The sequence below is a fragment of the Pantoea sp. y20 genome (genome assembly GCF_054903455.1).
In genome coordinates this window covers 262,171-279,918 of record NZ_JBUBNJ010000002.1, presented here as the reverse complement: position 1 = coordinate 279,918, position 17,748 = coordinate 262,171, and the positions used below count along the sequence as shown (strand labels likewise).

Sequence of the window (17,748 nt, the reverse complement as noted above, 5' to 3'; positions counted from 1 at the left end):
GCTCCTTAAATCCACGCATGACGCGCAGGCAGCGCATCATTGAGGTAATAGTTGCCGATGGCATGAGTTTTCCAGCGCACCGGATCGTGCAACGTGTGGGTGCGCGCATTGCGCCAGTGACGATCGAGACCGTGGCGCAGCAAGGTGCCGCGACTGCCGCCCCATTCCAGCAGCTTCTCACTGGCACGCAGCGCCACTTCGGTGGTCAGCACTTTGGCTTCCGCTACCGCAATCGATGCGCGTGCGCAGTTTTCGGCGGTCAGCGCCTGTTGATCGATGCTATCGAGTACCCGGGCAGCACGAGCCAGCAGCGCGTTGGCGGCGCTCAGTTCAGTGCTGATGCGGCCCACGTCGGCGAGGATGTAGGGATCGTCAGCATTGCGGCTGACATTGGCATCCACCCAAGGTCGCGAGCTGCTGCGCACAAACTCCAGCGCCTCATCCAGCGCGCCTTGCGCAATGCCCGCATCAATCGCCGCCTGAATCAGCTGAGAAACTGCGCCGCGCAGCGTCGGTTTTTCAGCGGGAGGCAACGACATCAATAACTCGGGATCAACCACAACCTGATGCAACTTCACCGTGCCGCTGGCGGTAGTGCGCTGGCCAATACCGGACCAGTCATCCACAATTTCCACGCCCGGCGTCGGCAGCGGAATAAAGGCCATTTTCGGCTGCTGATCGTGCATCGCGGTGGTGACCAGAATGTCGGCAAACAGCGCGCCGGTAGAGTAGAACTTCTCGCCGGTGAGCTGCACGCCGTGTGACGTTGTCACTAGTTGCGCCTGTACGTCTTGCGTATGTTTGGTGTTTTTCTCCGGTCCGCCGTTGCCCAGACGTTTGCCCTGCACCACCGCGCTCAGCAGCCGCTGCTGTTGCGCGGCAGAACCTTCGCCAAGGATGAACTGGATCAGACCAAAGTGGTTTTGCGGGATTTGCCCCAGCGACGGATCGCTGGCGGAGATCAGACGAAACACTTCGGCCATGGTCTGGTAAGACAAACCCGCACCACCCAATTCGCGCGGCACGCTGATGCTGCCAAGTCCCAACGCGCTGAACTGGTTGAGCAGCGCGATGGGGTAAATGCGCTGCTGGTCGCGCTCGACTGCGCCGCCTTTCGCCTGCCCGGCCAAATGGCGTGCGGCGGCGATGGCTTCTTCATCGCTGTTTAATACCGCTGCGCGGTTAATAATCTCGTCACTGTTTTGCGTCATAGCTGATTTCACTTTTACTGCACAGCGAAGTGTAAGCCTGCACTGAAAAACTCAGCAGGCCGTGGAATGAATAACGGATTGAAAGCGATGATAATCAGCGGGGTTAAAGCAAGTAAATAGCGCGGTTATGCTATATCCGGCAATGCGTTGCCATTATTAAGCTATGGATTTATTTAAGCACAACAACAGGCTAGCGGCGGCGCTGAGGGCAATTAGCGAGTATAGAAAAGCGGCGAGTAATTCTTAAGATCAAATAACGCTAAGAAAAGTTTAATTCCGCAAATAATGTAGCGGCGCGATTTATCGCGCGTTGATGTTTAACTTTCAAAAACGCGCGATAAATCGCGCCGCTACGGATGGTGCGGAATTTAAAAGCGGCGCGAAATATTAATTATTTAATTGCGCATCAAACTGCGCGGCAGTGAAACTGCGGGTGGATTCGCTTTTCACACTATGCGGAATCTGCACGCTATCGATCAACTTCGCCAACTGATAGGTTTTCACCGTCTCATTTTGCGTTAGCTGCTGCGCATAATTCGCGGTCAAATCCCCTTTCTTATTCTGCGTCACCGAGGTCTGGCTGCGCTCTTCATCATCGATCAAATGATACTTATAGTTTTGCGACGACTTCTGTTCGGTCAGCTTCGCCGCTGAGACAGAATCCAGCGCGGTGTGGAAGCTGGCCTTGAGTTTAAACAGCGTTTGCTGGGTCAAATCCTGGGTATCACCATGCGTTTGCGTAGCGGTTTTTTGCGCCACGTTCAGGGAGAAGGTGTCTTGCTCTTCCGGCTTATACGGATTACCGGAAACCGGCGTCTGCTGATAGCTCGCCGAGAAGTCCGCCAGTCCACTGATTGCGCCGTTCTTCGCCGCATTGGCATCAATCGACTTCACACGCTGCGTGTTGATGCTTTCAGCCGCTTTGCCTTCGGTGGTATTGAGCGCGCGGAAGCTGGCTTTAAACAGCGTCAACATGTCGCTATCGCCGTGACCGCGCGAAGCGGCCTGATCAAATTTGCTGCTCCACTGATCCAGCGCCGCTGCCTGCTGTGCCGCGCTGCCCGCCTGCGTCAGTTTCGAAACATCGGTATCGAGTTTGATGCTGACATCGCCGTTGTGGAAGCCGAGCCAGCGCGCCTGATCGTCGGCATGCAAGTTCAGCGACTGCGTGACGTTATTGCCATTACGCAGATCGGTCTTCAAATCGACGCTTTTCAACACTGAAGTGTCGAAGTTCATCAGATCGCGGATATCGAGTTTGGTGGTGCTGCCATCCAGGCCATCCAGCGCCTTCTGCAAACCGGCGGATAGCTGACCCATCGCCGCCGCTTCAACGTTGCTGAGCTGGCCGCCGCTGGTTTTCAGCTCCACCACCATGCCGCCCTGTTGACGCGTCATCTGCAAACTCACCTGCACACCAGATTGGGTAGTGATGGTCAGCGCCAGCGCACTTTGGCTGCTGCTCCGCGCACCGTTTACCGCTTCCGTCGCTGGCACGCTTAAGGTTACATCGCCGCGATGGCTGGCCAGATTACTCAATAAGGTGCTGCCGAGACCGTTCATGCCGACGCCGCTGGCATGCGCGGCACCGTTGAGCTGCGCCTGCAAGCTGCTGGTGACATTGACGGAACTCTTGACCTGCGCGGGCTCGATTTTGTAGATCGCGGCGATGGCATCACTCGCCTCGCTGAAGGTGACTTTGGTCGACGCTTCCGCCGTCAGGGCGTTTTGCGCGGATTTGTTGTTCACCGCCGGCGTCACCACCGCATTCGATGCGATTAAATTTCTCAGTACGCTGCTGCCAATCCCATTTAGCATGAAAATAATCCTCGTTGTGTACTATTCCTGAGAGTTATCGGCGAAATGTTCAGCGGCTTTAATGGTTTTTGCCCTCACCCTAACCCTCTCCCATAAACGGGAGAGGGAACCAATTGTGCACCGTCTGCTCTCTCTCCCGCCTGCAGAAGAGGGCTGGGGTGAGGGAAATGTATTGGCAGTTCTGACATAACATCTGTCCGCCTAAACACAGCCGTACTTTGCGCAGTGACTTAGGTTATTCATCAACACATCTCTCACTCACGAGGTAAGGTCACGATGAATAACCTGCATTACAAAAGCTTGCTGGAAATTGGCCGCTTGATTCAGTCGGGCGAAATCTCTTCGGTAGACGTCACGCAAACCCTGCTGACGCGCATTGATACGCTCGATCGCGACTTACACAGCTACTTCTACGTGATGCGCGACAGTGCACTGCAACAGGCGGCTGAAGCCGATGCTGAAATAGCCCAAGGCAAAATGCGCGGTCCACTGCACGGCGTGCCAATCGCACTGAAAGATCTGATCTGGACCAAAGACGCGCCCACCAGCCACGGCATGATCATCCACAAAGATCGTTACCCTTCAGAAGACTCCACCGTGGTGGAGCGCTTCCGCGCGGCGGGTGCGGTGATTCTCGGCAAGCTGACGCAAACCGAAAGCGCCTTCGCCGATCACCATCCCGACATCACCCGGCCGAATAATCCGTGGGGCAGCGCGCTGTGGACCGGCGTCTCCTCCAGCGGATCCGGCGTCGCCACCGCCGCAGGGTTATGCTTCGGCTCAATTGGCACCGATACCGGCGGATCGATTCGTTTTCCCTCCAACGCCAACGGCCTGACCGGCATTAAACCGACGTGGGGCCGCGTCACGCGTCACGGCGCCTGTGAACTGGCGGCATCACTGGATCATATCGGCCCGATGGCACGTAACGCCGCCGATGCCGCCGCCATGTTGCAGGCGATTGCCGGTCGCGATGATAAAGATTCCACCTCCAGCAGCGAGCCGGTGCCCGATTATCTGGCGCTGATGACGCGCGGCATTAGCAAGATGCGCATCGGCGTAGATAAAAGCTGGGCGCTGGAGAAAGTCGACGAGGAGACGCGCGCTGCGCTGCAATCGGCGATCGCCACCTTGAGTTCGCTCGGCGCGACGCTGGTAGATATCACCTTGCCCGATACCGAAAAAGCCGCCGCCGAGTGGAGCGCACTCTGCGCCGTGGAAACTGCGCTGGCGCATGAAGACACTTATCCGGCGCAGAAAGATCACTACGGTCCGGGCCTGGCTGGTCTGCTCGATCTCGGTCACAGCGTTACCGCGCTGGAGTATCAACGTTTGCTGCTCAGCCGTGCGGCGCTGCGCGGCGATATCTCCGCGCTCTTTACTCAGGTTGATCTGATTCTGGCACCGGCTACCGCGTATGCCGGATTGACCTGGGACACCATGACCCGTTTTGGTACCGATCAGGCACTGTTTAACGGCGTGCTGCGCTATACCAGTGCATTCGATGCCAGCGGTCATCCCACCATCACCCTGCCGTGCGGCAAAACCGCAGGCGGCGCGCCGATTGGCTTCCAGTTGGTGGCAGCACATTTCGCCGAAACCACCATGATTCAGGGCGCGTGGGCCTTCCAGCAGGTCACCGACTGGCATAATCAGCATCCTGCGTTATAAATCTGCGTTGTTTGCCGCCCCGATAGCTTCGGGGCGGTCATTTCACCCGCTCATGGCCTGAAACTTGCTTCAACTTCCTGACTTCCGCCCTTTTTCGCCATGTTTAGGGGATGCTGATATGAAAGAGCTTTTCACCACCGACGATCTCGATAACCGTCATCGCTTCGATGCCTGGCGTGATGCGGTGTGCTCGCGTCTGATCAACGCCCAAGCGCGACAGATGCATTCAGGCACTTTTTCCGGCAGCTTTGCCTATTCGACGCTCGGTCACATGGATATTGCCAATCACGTATCGCATACCGCGCTGACGTGGCAACGCACAGCAGAATGCATCCGCCGCCATCCTAATCACGATTTCTATCTGGGCTACGTCTGCGCCGGCAGCGGCACGCTGCGGCAGAATGGCCATCAATCACGCGTCAGCGCCGGCGATGTGGTGATTTACGATGCTGCCACGCCGTTTGATTTTGCGATGGAAAAGGTGGCGATCAATATCGTGCATCTGCCACGTCACATCATGGAGAAGGAAGCGCCTGCCACCGCCAAACTGGCAGGCAAAACGCTGGATCTCACGCGCCCCGGCATGGCATCGCTCAAGCTGCTGCTGCAGGAAGCGTTCGTGTTTAATCCCGACCGCGAGAACCCGTTTCTGGCAGAGCAGTTTGCCAACACGCTGCTGAATATGATTTCGGTGAGCGTCAATTTGCAGCACAGCGAAGAGGCGCTGAAGCCGGATCTTTACTCACGCGTAGTGAGTTTTCTGCGTCACAACCTGCAGGAGCCAGAGCTGTCGGTGACGCAGATCGCCAATGCGCATCATGTCTCGCCGCGCACCATCAGCCGGGTGTTTGCCGCGCACGGCACCACGCCGATGAACTTTCTCTGGCAGGAGCGTTTACAGGCGTGTCATCGCATTCTCGCCGAAGGCAAAGCGCGCAATATCACCCAAGTGGCGTTGGATCACGGCTTTAGCGATATGTCGCACTTCAGCCTGGCGTTCCGCAAAACCTTTGGTTATACGCCCAGCAGCCTGTTACGGCAGCCGGACGCGCCGCTACTTTTGTAGCGTGGTGATCACGCGCTCGGCGGTGTATTCCATGCTGCTGCGCGTGTTCATCGCTTCACTGCGCATCAAGCGGTACGCCCCCGATTCATCCAGCCCGAAGGTTTGCATCAGCACGCTTTTGGCCTGCGCCAGTCGCTCACTACGCGCTTGACGCGCCTGCTGTACCGCACGCAACCGCTGCTGGTGACGCACGGTCTTTAGCGTGCCAATCATTTGCACAATCAAGGCAAACGGATTGAGTTCACGCGCAGCGATGGCATTCGGCTGGAGTTGCAGCAGTAGCGGAAACAGCCGCGCGTTGTGGCTATCCGCCATCGCGATGATGGGAATATCCCTTTCGCGCGCGCTGATAAACAGCGAGGTTAACAGTGGCTGCTGATGCATATCGATCGCCACCAGCAGCAGCTGCGTATCCGTGGAGAGTGACGCGGCAGGCGGCCAGCTGTGCTGCGCGTGACAGCCCAGCTGCGTCAGCGAGACGCAAAACGCGCGCACGCTCTGTGAATCAGGATGGAAAATATGCAGCCGGACACCAGAAAGCGTTGCCAGTAATGATTGTTCAGTCATGGTTCACCCTATGCGCATCCCGAATGAGGAAAGCTCACAGTAAGCGAGCGGATGGGTTAACGCTGTGCTGATGCTGCCGGGTGCTGTGTCAGGGCGGACAAGGATGAGGAACGGTTTTGTAGGGTGCGCATTCATGCGCACCTTTTAAATGATGCTCAAACATGAAACCCCAAAAACGGCTCCGCCACGCTGGCGCTCGACTGGGTTTTCGGATCGATCTTCTGCACAATCTGCCCCTTTTCAATCACATGAATCTGGTCAGAAAGAGCGTAAAGAAACTCAATATCCTGCTCCACCAGAATGATTGAAATATCCATCTCATGGCGCAGCCGCCGCAATGTCTCGATAATCTCCTCGCAGATATTCGGTTGAATCCCTTCCGTTGGCTCATCCAGCAGCACCAGCTGCGGCTGGCCGCACAGGCAGCGCGCCAGCGCCAATAGCTGCTGCTCGCCGCCTGATAGCGCACCGCCGGGCTGCGCCAGCAGGCGTTTCAGGCGCGGAAAATACGCCAGCATCTGCTCGATAATCTCTCCGGCGCGGGAAAAATGTTTCACGCAGCCCATGCGCAGATTTTCCTCAACCGTCAGCTGCGGGAAAATCTGTCGGCCTTGCGGCACAAAACCGATGCCCGCCACCGCCCGCTGGTGCGCCTGATAACGGGTAATATCGATGCCGTTCAACGCGATCTGGCCTTGCCAGGCCGGCAGTTCGCCCATAATGGTGCGCAGCAGCGTGGTTTTGCCCATGCCGTTGCGGCCCAGCACGCCGGTAAACGACTTCGCGCCGACAAACAGCTCGGATAAGTTCAGCACCGGAATCTTGTTGTAACCCGAGACCATCTCTTTAATTTCAAGCATGTTTAATCTCCAGATTGCCGAGATACGCCTCTTTCACCCGCGGATTTTGCGTCACCTCGCGGAAGCTACCTTCCGCCAGCACCGCGCCCTGGTTAAACACCGTCACCTGCTGCGCAATCATGCTGATGAACTCCATGTCATGCTCCACCACCACCACCGTGCTCTGCTGATTAATCGCCTTGATCAGCTGCGCGGTTTTGCGCACTTCCTGATGCGTCATACCCGCCGCCGGTTCATCCAGCAGCACCAGCTGCGGTTTGGAGATCAGAATCATCCCCAGCTCCACCCACTGCCGCTGACCGTGCGCCAGTTCCGAGAGCACCGCATGTTGCAGATCGACCAGACCGATATCCTCCAGCACCTGTTCTATCGCCGCCGGCAGCGCCGCTTTCGCCAGCTTATTTGCTGCCGCCTGCCACAGGTTTTCCCGCACGCTTAAGCCTTCGAACACGCTCGGCACCTGAGTTTTAATGCCAATCCCCAAACGCGCGATTTCCCATGGCCGTTTGCCGGAGATCACCTGTTCGCGATAGCGGCACTCGCCGCGCGTCGGCGTGACCTGGCCGCTCAGCATCTTGAAGAAAGTGCTTTTGCCTGCGCCGTTAGGGCCGATCAGGCAGCGCAACTCACCTTCACGAAGGGTGAAATCCACCTCTTTCACCGCATGCACGCCGCCAAAACTGACGCCCATTTTGCGGGTTTCCAGTAACACGTTGGCCGTCATGGTTTCACCTCACTGACCTGCGCGCGGCTGGCAGGCGCGGCGGGACGCTTGCGCCGCCGCAGACGCTGCAACGTTGGCAGAATGCCGCCCGGAATCAGCAACACAAACACCGCCAGAATCACGCCGAGCACTAAGTTGACATCCACGGTTTGCTGCGCGCCCAGCCGCGTCACCATCCACTGCAACAACACGCAGCTGATCACCGGACCCAGCAGCGTGCCGCGGCCACCGACAATCACCCAGATGATGATCTGCGCCGACTGGCTGATGCTAAACACGCCGGGACTGACAAAGGCGCCCCAGTTGACGTACAAACAGCCAGCCAGTCCGGCAATGGCCGCGCCGATGGCGAAGGTTGCCAATTTATGCGCCGGAACGTTGTAGCCGAGCAATCCGGCGCGCTGCTCGTTCTCACGGATCGCCACCACGGTTTTGCCAAAACGGCTCAGCAGCACGAACTTCAGCAAGGCGTAGCACAGCGCCAGACATCCGGCGGTGACCATAAAGATCGCCTCGGGCGATAAAATCGCATCCGGCTGGAACGGCAGGTTAAGCGTCGGCACCGAAGGAATGCCGTTAAAGCCGCCCAACAGCGCCTCGCCGATGTGGTATTCGCTGCCGGAGGTGGAATTGACCCAGTTAAACAGCACCAGACTCACCGCCAGCGTGATGGCGCCGAGATAGACATCGCTGACGCCGCCATAAAAAATCACATAGCCGAGCAACAGCGAGAACAACGTTGGCAGCAGCACCGCCATCACCACCGCCCAGGTCGAATCGCCCCAATTGATAGCGCAAATCGCATAGGTGTAGGCCCCTAAACCGAAAAATGCCGCCTGACCAAAGCACAGGATGCCGCCGTAGCCCCAGATGAACGCCAGGCTGAGCGACAACAAACCCATCACCAGAAACACCGTCAGCGACAGCAAGGTGTAGAGCTCAATCGCGCCTGACAGCCACAGCGCCACCAGCACCATCGCCAGTGAGGTGATGACAATCTGGATCTTTTCCGAGAACAGTTTCATTACAGCGATCTCCTGAAGAAGCGTCCGGTGATGCCCTGCGGCAGCAAGCGCAGCAGCACAATGGCGCTCAGCAATAGCGCGACGGCACCAAACACCGGCGTGGAGAAGTACGTCACCAGTTGCGAAATGGTGCCGAATAACGTCGAGGCGGAGAGCGTTCCGGCGATGATGGCGCTGCCACCGCCAATCACCGTGATAAAGGCTTTGGCGATAAAGCTGACGCCAATGATCGGGATCACGCCGGTAATCGGCGCTAACAGCGCGCCGCCTAAACCCGACAGCGCTGCGCCCAGGCCAAACGTCAGGCTGTAGATTTTGCCCGGATTGCTGCCGAGCGCCGCCGCCATGCGCGCATTCTGCATGGTGGCGCGCGCGCACAAACCTAAAGTGGTGAAGCGCAACAGCAACCACAGCGCGCCGAGCAAGCCGATCGCAAACACAATCATGAACAGCGAATAACCGCTGGTGCTGTAGCTGCCGATGCTGACGCTGGGCAGCGGTGAACTGATGCCCAGCGTGGTATTGCCGAACAGCATGGTGGCGGCACCAATCAGTGCCAGACTCAGCCCCCATGTCGCCAGCATGGTGTCGATCATCCGCCCGTACAGATGACGGATAATTACGCGCTCGATTACCGCGCCAAACACCCCCACAGTGAGCGGCGCAATCACCAGCATCGAGATCCAGATCGGCACGCCCCACTGATTGGTGGCGAGAATGGCGCTGTAGCCGCCCAGCATCATGAATTCGCCGTGCGCCATATTGACGATTTTCATCATGCCGAACACCACCGCCAGCCCGACGCTCATGATCACCAGCACGGCGATGGCATTGAGCACTTCAATGGCGTAGATAATGAACAGATCCATAGCGGCTCCTGTCACAGCTCAATTTGATACTGTTTGGTATCGCGCGGGTTTTTCTTCAGATCGCACACCATCGCGGTATCCACCGGCGCTTGATCGGTGAAGGTTTGCAGAATTTTCATCTGATGGTTTTCCACTTCGGCGATATGCACATCCAGCGAACAGTGATGCGTCGCAGGATCCACGCTCAGCTTGCCGCTCGGCGAGGTCAGCGTGACGCCGGACTCCAGTGCCTCGATCACCTTCATGCGATCGATATCGCCCGCTTTGCGCACCCCTTCCGCCCAGATCAACATGCCCTGATAAGCGCCCATCGCCAGGTCGCTGATGTACGGCGTATTGGCGCCGTAGCGCGCATGGAATCGCTCAACGAAAGCTTTGTTTTCCGGTGAGGGGATTTCCTGCATATAGTTGGCGGCAACCAGAATGCCGTTGCTCTCTTCCGGCGACAGAATGATATGTTCGTTGCCGCCGCCAAACACCGTGGAGGCAATCGGGATCTTGCCGCTCATACCAGCCGCATGCCACTGGCGATAGAAGGAGATGTGCGCGCCACCGACCAGCGCTGACCACACCATGTCGGGTTTGGCGCTCTGGATTTTAGAGATCGCCGCACCAAAATCGGTAACATCCAGCGGGAAGAATTCAACCGTTACCACTTCACCGCCATTATCGTGCACCGACTTTTTCACCCACGCCGAGACGATTTGGCCGTAGTTATAATCCGCCGCCAGCACGTAGACTTTTTTGCCCCACTTCTTCACCGCATAAGGCACCAGCTTTTCCACGGTTTGTGCCGGCGTAGAACCGGATGAGAAGTAATTGCGATCGCACACGCCGCCTTCATATTGCGCCGGATAAAAATAGAGTGAACGGAAACGATCCAATACCGGACGAATAACCTCACGCGAGGCCGAGGTAATACCGCCATGCACCACCGCCACTTTATCTTTCAGCGCCGCCTGCTGCGCATATTGCGCATAAAGCTGCATATTGGATTGCGCATCGTAATTAATCACTTGCAACGGTCGACCTAATAAACCACCCGCCGCGTTGATCTCTTCTGCCGCCAGATTAATGGCGTTCGACATCGGCTTACCGTAAATATCGAGCCCGCCGGATAAGTCGAGAATACTGGCGATTTTGATGGCGTCTTTGCTGTCGGCGGCGAAAGAGAATTGAGGCGCAACGCCTGCAGCCAAGCCTAATGCCGAAACGGCTGAACCCTGGATAAATGAACGACGACTAATAGCCATAGCAACCTCTTGAAAAGAGAAGGATCAAACAGGAGTGTTTCCGGGAGGCCGGAGAGAATAAAAGCGATCTACAGACGGCGCTGTCTGCATTGACAAGAGGGTTGCCACATCGTTGGGGCGTTATTTTGTATGAAGCAAGAAGTGGGCCAAATTAATTAGGCTCTGCACATTCACATAGCGGCGCGATTCATTGCGCGATAAATCGCGCCGCTACGACAACGTGCGCACTGTTAAATGGCAATTAGCACCAATTAGGTGCGAGGTCGCCCTTCATGGCGACCTCAATAAAACTCAGTTAAAAAACTTAATATCCGTCGGCGTGGCAATCTTCGCCACTTCACCCGCGGCTTTCAGCACACCGCTCTGTTCATCGAAATGGAACAGGGTGATGTTATTGGTAAACACGTTCGCCACATAAAGGTATTTGCCGCTGGCATCAAAGGCGAAAGCGCGCGGTTCAATGCCATCCGCTTTATAGCGCACCGGCGATCCCAGTGAACCATCCTGCTCAATGCGGAACACCACTAAGCTGTTATCCGATCCGCGATTAGCCGCAATCACAAACTTGCCGTTCGGGCTGAGGATAATGCCGCCGCCGCTGCGATACTCGGCGCTGCTGTTTTCCGTATTCAGTTTGACGCTAGATTGCTGCTGCAGACGATCGTCCTTAACCGCAAACACCACCACTTCACCGGCCATTTCGGTTATGACATAGGCGTGTTTACCATCTGGTGAAAACACCATGTGGCGCGGGCCAGAACCGGCCGGGAAGGCGACATCGCGCGAGGTATCCGCTTGCAGCGGCTGAGCATTGCCGGCGTGATAGGCATAAGCGTGCAGTTTATCGCCGCCGAGATCTGCAGCGTAAAGGTATTTGCCATCATGAGTGAAGGTGGTGGAGTGCGCATGCCCGCTATCCTGACGATCTTTCACTGCCCCGCTGCCGCTGGCGAACGGGAAATTCTGTACCTGCTCGCCGAGCGAACCGTCGTGATGAATCGGGAATACCGCCACGCTGGCACCGCCTTTAGCCACCGAGTAGTTGGCGACAAACAGGAATTTCCCGTCCGGGCTAATGGTGGCATGCGTCGGCTGCTGGCCGTGGCTATCCACCGCGTTAATCACGCGCACTTCGCCGCCGTGATCAATCGCCAGCGCAGTGACGGCACCGGCGTTTTCTTCGTTAGTGGTATAGGCAAAACGTCCATCGTGCGATTTCACAATCCACGATGGGCTTTTCATTTTGATGAAATCGAGCGGCGTCAGCGTGCCGTCGCTATTGACCTTCAAACGGTATAAACCTTCGCTGGGATGACCTGGATTTTGCACTAACGGCGCATCCGGGATGCTGGTCCATGTGCCCACTAAAGCCGTTTGGTTGTGATGTTCCGCTGCAGTTGCCATTGCACTTCCCGCTAATGTGAAAACAGCTAGCGATAATGCCACGCTTAGACGTGACGCCATACCGCCAGACACCGTTTTATTGTGATTTTTCATTGTGGTACCCACCATAATCGGAATGTTCTTTATAAAAATCGTTCGCAGAGTTGGATTTTTTATTGTGATTGCGGCCAATGCTGCAGGCCGCATAACGACTATAGTGGGATTGCTTTGATTCGCGGCGAACAGGCGTGATCGTGTTCACATTATCGGGGATTTATCCGCCGGTAGAGCACGATTACCTCCAAACGTGGCAGCCGGAATAGCACAAATGCGTAATTCTTATTATTACTGCGTTTTCCTGCATGCTTTAATACAGCCCTATTAACATGCCAGGGATGCTGACGTTGCTATGCTGCAGTTTTCAAATGGTTTTCTGCTGAGTTTGTCGTTATGCCTTGATATTGGTCTCGCCAATATCGCCATGATCACGCTGGCGATGCAGCGCGGCTATTTTCACGGTTTTTGGTTGGGGATTGGCACCTGCATTGGTGACTTAGTCTATGCGGTGCTGGCGCTGGCGGGCATGGCGATAGTGCTGCAATTCACCGCCGTGCGCTGGATATTGTGGATTGGCGGCGGTGTGATGCTGCTGTGGTTTGCCGGAAAAATGCTGTATGCGGCGTTGCAAAAGCAGGCTGCACTGCCGGAAACCGAACAACAGCCCTATCGATCGCTGCTGCGCGAGTTCAGTCGTGGCGTAATGCTGGCGATGTCATCGCCGACCGCGATTTTGTGGTTTGCCAGCGTCGGCGGTGCGTTGATTTCCCGCATGGGACACGGCAGCGCGGCGGCAACCTCATCGTTTCTTGGCGGCTTCTTTATCGCGGGCGTGGTGTGGACCTGCGTGCTGTGCCTGGTGGGGAGCATGGGCGGCAAGCTGCTGGGGCAGCGTTTATTGAAGTATTCCTATCTTGCTTCGGCGTTGATTTTTGTTTATTTCGCCATCTATGTGATTTGGTCGGGTTACCGGGAATTTATTCTGGTTTGATAGAAGGTCGCCATTTAATGGCGACCGCAACCAACATCACAATCCGGCAATCCGCTTCAAATCCGCTTCCGCACCTGGCGCAACCGCCAATACCTGTGCGCCTTTCAACAATCGTTCACCTTCGGTATTGAACGGGTGATACCAGCCGCCCGCTTCCTTCACCAGGCAATAACCGGCCAGGCAATCCCACGCATGCATATAGGGTTCGTAATAACCGACCACGCGCCCAGCCGCGACCCACGCCAGCATCAATGCGCCGGACCCAATGCGGATAAAATTCCCACCCGCCGCCAGCAGCGATGCGAGGATTTTTCCTACTTCATCCGGGCTGACGTGGCTGTTGGCACCAAAACCGGTGACGTGGTTTTGCAGCGTGCGCGACGCATCCACCTGCAAGCGCTTGCCGTTGAGCGTGGCACCCTGACCCATCGCTGCCACGTAACACTCCTGATAAGTGGGCGCGAAAATCACGCCAATCACCGGCACGCCGTCATGCAGCACCGCCACGGACACGCACCAGTTCGGCATGCCGTTAAGGAACGGGCTGGTGCCGTCGATCGGATCAACCACCCACGTATAACCCGATGAACCTTCCTGCAATCCGTACTCTTCGCCGAGGAAACCGTCGTCGGCAAACTGCGCGCGAATTTGCTGGTCGATCATCTGCTCCACTTCGCGGTCAGCGCGCGACACCACATCCTGCAAATCGTATTTGGTCTCGACCACCAAAGTTTCACGCTGATGGAAATACTCCAGCGCCTTCGCGCCGCCGGCGCGTGCCACCTTCTCCGCCAGAATCAGGCGCGATAACAGCGGGTCATTGTCTAATTCACTCATCATCCATCCTTACATTAACCGGCAATCAGGGCCAAACCCTGAGGTTTAAAATCAATCGCGACGTTCGAGGCCAGCGGCAACTGCTGCTCCATCTCGGCATCGACAATAAACAGTGAACCCAATTCGGTGGCGACTTCATATTCGATATGGTCGCCGAGCCAGGTGCTGTGCGTCACTTCGCCGCGCAGTGCACCTGCGCCTTCTCCGCGCAGGGTGATGAATTGCGGTCGCACCGACAGCTGTGCTGCGCCGGTTTTCAGGCCGTTGCCGCGCACGCGATAGCGCTGGCTGCCGAGTCGCACCAGCGCTTCGCTGCCATCAAGCTGCTCCACTTCGCACGGCAGAATGTTAGCTTCGCCCATAAAGTCGGCGATAAACACCGAGTTCGGCGCGTGATAGAGACTTTCCGGCGCGCCCTGCTGGGCAATATCCCCCTCTTTCATGACAATAATCTTATCGGAGACCGCCAGCGCCTCTTCCTGATCGTGCGTGACGTACACCGCGGTGAAGCCGAGCCGCTGTTGCAGATCGCGGATATCGGTGCGCACCCGGCGACGCAAACGCTCATCGAGATTCGAGAGCGGTTCATCCAGCAGCAGCACCTGCGGCTCCAGCACCAGCGCGCGCGCCACGGCAATGCGCTGCTGCTGCCCGCCGGAGAGCTCAGATGGCAATCGCTGGCCCTGATGTTCGAGGCCCACCAGCTTCAACCCTTCGCGCGCGCGGTCCTGCGCTTCACGCTTATTCATGCCCGACGACTGCAAGCCATACATGATGTTGTCGAGCGCGCTCATGTGCGGGAACAGCGCGTAAGACTGAAACACCATCGCCACGTCGCGCTCATTGGCGGGCAAGTTGGTGACATCTTTGCCGCCAATCAAAATGCGCCCGGCGCTGGGATGCTCGAGCCCGGCCAGCAGGCGCAGCGTGGTGGTTTTGCCGCAGCCGGATGGACCCAGCAGCGTTACCAGCGTGCCGGGCTCCACCGTCAGCGAGAGATCGGGAATGGCATCAAATCCGGCAAAGCGTTTCGAGACGTGTTCAAACACCACAGATCCAGCGGTTACGCGTGTCATACGGCTCTCTCCTGCGTTAATGAGGTTGTTGCGGGCGGCACCGCAATATCGACCGGACGGGCCACGCGGCGCAGACGCCGTTCGCCCACCAGCCACTGGAATATGCCGATGATCAGCAGCATCACCACAATCAAGACGGTTGAGTAAGCAATCGCCACACCGTATTCGCCGTTTTCCACCAGCCCGACGATGTAAGAGGTTGCCATGTTGTATTGCGCGCTGACGAGGAAGATCACCGCGCTGATTGAGGTAATGGCACGCACAAAGGCGTAGACCAGCGCGGCGCTGATGGCGGGTTTAAGCAGCGGCAGTACCACTTTGCGCAGCGTGCGGAAGCTGTTAGCCCCGAGCGTTAATGACGCTTCATCCAGACTTTTATCCAGCTGGCTCATCGCTGCGATGCCGCCGCGCACGCCGACCGGCATGTTGCGGAACACAAAGCAGGCTACAAGGATCATCGCGGTACCGGTGATCTCCAGCGGCGGCAGGTTATAGGCCATCACATAACTCACGCCGATCACCGTGCCGGGAATGGCGAAGCTCAGCATCAGCAGGAACTCGAAGGTCTGACGACCGGCAAACTTCTGACGCACAATTAGCCATGCGGTAAGCAGGCCGACAATCGCCGTCAGCGGCGCGGCAATCAGCGCGATCTCCAGCGTGGTCCAGAACGAGTTCCACGCCACGCCGCTCCACAGCAGATGCCCGTCGCTGAAGCTGACGCCGAAGGCGCGCACGTAATGCTCGATGGTCAGCGCATCATTCAATCCCCACGACTGCACAAAGCCGCCGACCACAATCATGCCGTAGATCACCAGCGTGAACAGGCCCCACGGAATCACCATGCCGTACACGCCAAAGCGCAGCACGCGCGGCAGCTGCACATGTTTGCCGCCGTCGCCTTTGCCGGTGACGGTGGCGAAGTTTTTACCGCCGAGCCACCAGCGCTGCAGCACAAAGGCCGTCAGCGTGAAGCACAGCAGAATCATCGCCAGCACCGCCGCACGACTTGGATCGTTCTGCGCGCCAACTACCGAGAAGAAGATCTCCGTGGAGAGCACGCCGTGACTGCCGCCCAGCACCATCGGATTACCGAAATCGGCCATGCTTTCGATAAAGCTAATCAGGAAAGCGTTGGCTAAACCCGGCGCCATCAGCGGCAGCGAAACGCGTGTGAAGGTGCGCCAGCGATTGGCACGCAGCGTCTGTGATGCCTCTTCCAGCGACGGACTAACACCTTCCACCACGCCAATCAGCACCAGAAACGCGATCGGCGTAAACGACAGCACCTGCGCAATCCAGATGCCGGTTAAGCCATATAACCAGCGGCCCGGCTCGATGCCAAACAGCGCCGCCAGATGTTCCGTCACCACACCGGAGCGACCAAACAGCAGGATCAGCGCCAGACCAATGACAAACGGTGGCGTGATGATCGGCAAAATGGTCAGCATGCGCAGCGCTTTCTTAAACGGCAGCGGCGTGCGCGTAGCGGCTAAGGCAAACGCCAAACCGAGCAGCGTTGAACCGGCGGCGGTCATCAGCGCCAGCCACAATGTGCGCCACGCGGTGCCGCAGGTGCCGCCCGACAAACAGGACAAGCTCCAGATCGACGGATCCTGAATGTTGCTGATCAAGCCATCCGGTTTGAAGCTGCCGTCTACGTCCTGCACCGACACCACAAACATGCTCAGCACCGGGTAGAGCACAAAGATGCTCACCAGCGCAGTGAGCAGCACCAGCGACGCCACCACAAAGGCGTCGCCTTTCATCACGCCGCGTTCGGCCAGCGCAAAGGAGAATAGCAGCAGGAAAGTGGTCAGTAACAGCAGCGCACCTGCGCCCATCGCCGGCTGGCCCGATGCGAGCGCGCCGAAGCGGTTTTCCAGCCACAGCCAGTTCCAGCCGCTGTAGCCAATGGCGTGACCTTCGATGATGAGGAACAGCACGCCAAGTGCGCTGAACAGCAGCAGCAAACGGCTACGCGCCGCGCCTGGCAGGAGGCCGCAGCCAGCGCACAGCACAAACAGCGCGATGGCGATGATGAGCCACGGATGTTCGCCCACTTGCCACAACGCAGGCGCGTTGGCGCTATCGCTCCACAGGCTGGTTAACCAGCCGCGGCTGAAGAAACCGGCTTCCAGGCTGAACCACGGCAGCAGCAGTAACGCCACTGCGCCGATGATCAGCGCGCCTGTCAGACGGCGATTATTTGCATTCATCCAATCCCCCAAAACGTCATTGCGTGCACGTATGCGTAGCGGCGCGATTTCTCGCGCGTCTTTGCTTTTCAACATTCGAACCGCATGCACCGACGAACAACGCGCAATAAATTGCGCCGCT

The 17,748-nt window shown here is 57.4% G+C and carries 15 protein-coding genes; 3 read left to right on the top strand and 12 right to left on the bottom strand.

Annotated elements, in window-relative coordinates; genetic code table 11:
- Positions 1–5: 5 nt before the first annotated feature.
- Complete coding sequence (locus ACYAC5_RS21065) at positions 6–1,211, bottom strand: SfnB family sulfur acquisition oxidoreductase (RefSeq protein WP_462063371.1); 1,206 nt, start codon at positions 1,209–1,211, stop codon at positions 6–8.
- 387 nt (positions 1,212–1,598) lie between these two features.
- The gene (locus ACYAC5_RS21060; RefSeq protein WP_462063370.1) at positions 1,599–3,029 is read right to left on the bottom strand and encodes a hypothetical protein; all 1,431 of its coding nucleotides are present in this window, start codon (positions 3,027–3,029) and stop codon (positions 1,599–1,601) included.
- A 276-nt stretch (positions 3,030–3,305) separates the two neighbouring features.
- On the opposite strand from ACYAC5_RS21060, the gene ACYAC5_RS21055 reads away from it, so the two are divergent.
- Together ACYAC5_RS21055 and ACYAC5_RS21050 are read left to right on the top strand one after the other, a co-directional pair.
- Complete coding sequence (locus tag ACYAC5_RS21055; protein ID WP_277975071.1) at positions 3,306–4,700, top strand: amidase; 1,395 nt, start codon at positions 3,306–3,308, stop codon at positions 4,698–4,700.
- Between the two features lie 118 nt (positions 4,701–4,818).
- The gene (locus ACYAC5_RS21050) at positions 4,819–5,766 is read left to right on the top strand and encodes a helix-turn-helix domain-containing protein (protein WP_462063369.1); all 948 of its coding nucleotides are present in this window, start codon (positions 4,819–4,821) and stop codon (positions 5,764–5,766) included.
- On the opposite strand, the gene ACYAC5_RS21045 is transcribed toward ACYAC5_RS21050, so the two are convergent.
- The 7 genes from ACYAC5_RS21045 to ACYAC5_RS21015 all read right to left on the bottom strand — a co-directional run bounded on the left by ACYAC5_RS21045 (position 5,755) and on the right by ACYAC5_RS21015 (position 12,576).
- Positions 5,755–6,333 carry an ANTAR domain-containing response regulator gene (locus ACYAC5_RS21045; protein WP_277975072.1) on the bottom strand — a complete coding sequence of 193 codons (579 nt, stop codon included), beginning with the start codon at positions 6,331–6,333 and terminating at the stop codon, positions 5,755–5,757. The genes ACYAC5_RS21050 and ACYAC5_RS21045 overlap by 12 nt on opposite strands.
- A 155-nt stretch (positions 6,334–6,488) precedes the next feature.
- The gene (locus ACYAC5_RS21040; protein ID WP_192413198.1) at positions 6,489–7,193 is read right to left on the bottom strand and encodes an ABC transporter ATP-binding protein; all 705 of its coding nucleotides are present in this window, start codon (positions 7,191–7,193) and stop codon (positions 6,489–6,491) included.
- A complete protein-coding gene (locus ACYAC5_RS21035; RefSeq protein WP_137387268.1) occupies positions 7,186–7,917 on the bottom strand; it encodes an ATP-binding cassette domain-containing protein in 732 nt (243 codons plus the stop codon). Before ACYAC5_RS21035 ends, ACYAC5_RS21040 begins: the two co-directional genes overlap by 8 nt.
- The gene (locus tag ACYAC5_RS21030; RefSeq protein ID WP_462063368.1) at positions 7,914–8,942 is read right to left on the bottom strand and encodes a branched-chain amino acid ABC transporter permease; all 1,029 of its coding nucleotides are present in this window, start codon (positions 8,940–8,942) and stop codon (positions 7,914–7,916) included. The genes ACYAC5_RS21035 and ACYAC5_RS21030 overlap by 4 nt, the downstream gene beginning before the upstream one ends.
- Positions 8,942–9,811, bottom strand: a complete 870-nt coding sequence (locus tag ACYAC5_RS21025) for a branched-chain amino acid ABC transporter permease (protein WP_462063366.1) — start codon at positions 9,809–9,811, stop codon at positions 8,942–8,944. Before ACYAC5_RS21025 ends, ACYAC5_RS21030 begins: the two co-directional genes overlap by 1 nt.
- Before the next feature lie 11 nt (positions 9,812–9,822).
- Entirely contained in the window at positions 9,823–11,064 is a 1,242-nt protein-coding gene (locus ACYAC5_RS21020) for an urea ABC transporter substrate-binding protein (RefSeq protein ID WP_110866760.1), read from the bottom strand.
- Positions 11,065–11,355: 291 nt separating this feature from the next.
- Positions 11,356–12,576: a lactonase family protein gene (locus ACYAC5_RS21015; RefSeq protein WP_277975074.1), complete on the bottom strand. Its 1,221-nt coding sequence runs from the start codon at positions 12,574–12,576 to the stop codon at positions 11,356–11,358.
- A gap of 280 nt (positions 12,577–12,856) precedes the next feature.
- On the opposite strand from ACYAC5_RS21015, the gene ACYAC5_RS21010 reads away from it, so the two are divergent.
- On the top strand, positions 12,857–13,495 hold the full coding sequence (locus ACYAC5_RS21010) for a LysE family translocator (protein ID WP_192413203.1): 639 nt from the start codon (positions 12,857–12,859) through the stop codon (positions 13,493–13,495).
- A 36-nt stretch (positions 13,496–13,531) separates the two neighbouring features.
- Here ACYAC5_RS21010 and ACYAC5_RS21005 read toward each other — a convergent pair whose 3' ends face one another.
- From ACYAC5_RS21005 to ACYAC5_RS20995, 3 genes are read right to left on the bottom strand one after another with little or no spacing between them, the layout of a single operon-like run.
- Positions 13,532–14,332, bottom strand: a complete 801-nt coding sequence (locus ACYAC5_RS21005) for an inositol monophosphatase family protein (RefSeq protein WP_101761717.1) — start codon at positions 14,330–14,332, stop codon at positions 13,532–13,534.
- Between the two features lie 14 nt (positions 14,333–14,346).
- Positions 14,347–15,408: an ABC transporter ATP-binding protein gene (locus tag ACYAC5_RS21000; RefSeq protein WP_061719127.1), complete on the bottom strand. Its 1,062-nt coding sequence runs from the start codon at positions 15,406–15,408 to the stop codon at positions 14,347–14,349.
- Positions 15,405–17,627 (bottom strand): ABC transporter permease, encoded by a 2,223-nt coding sequence (locus tag ACYAC5_RS20995; protein ID WP_462063362.1) that lies wholly within the window; start codon positions 17,625–17,627, stop codon positions 15,405–15,407. The genes ACYAC5_RS21000 and ACYAC5_RS20995 overlap by 4 nt, the downstream gene beginning before the upstream one ends.
- Between the last annotated feature and the right edge of the window lie 121 nt (positions 17,628–17,748).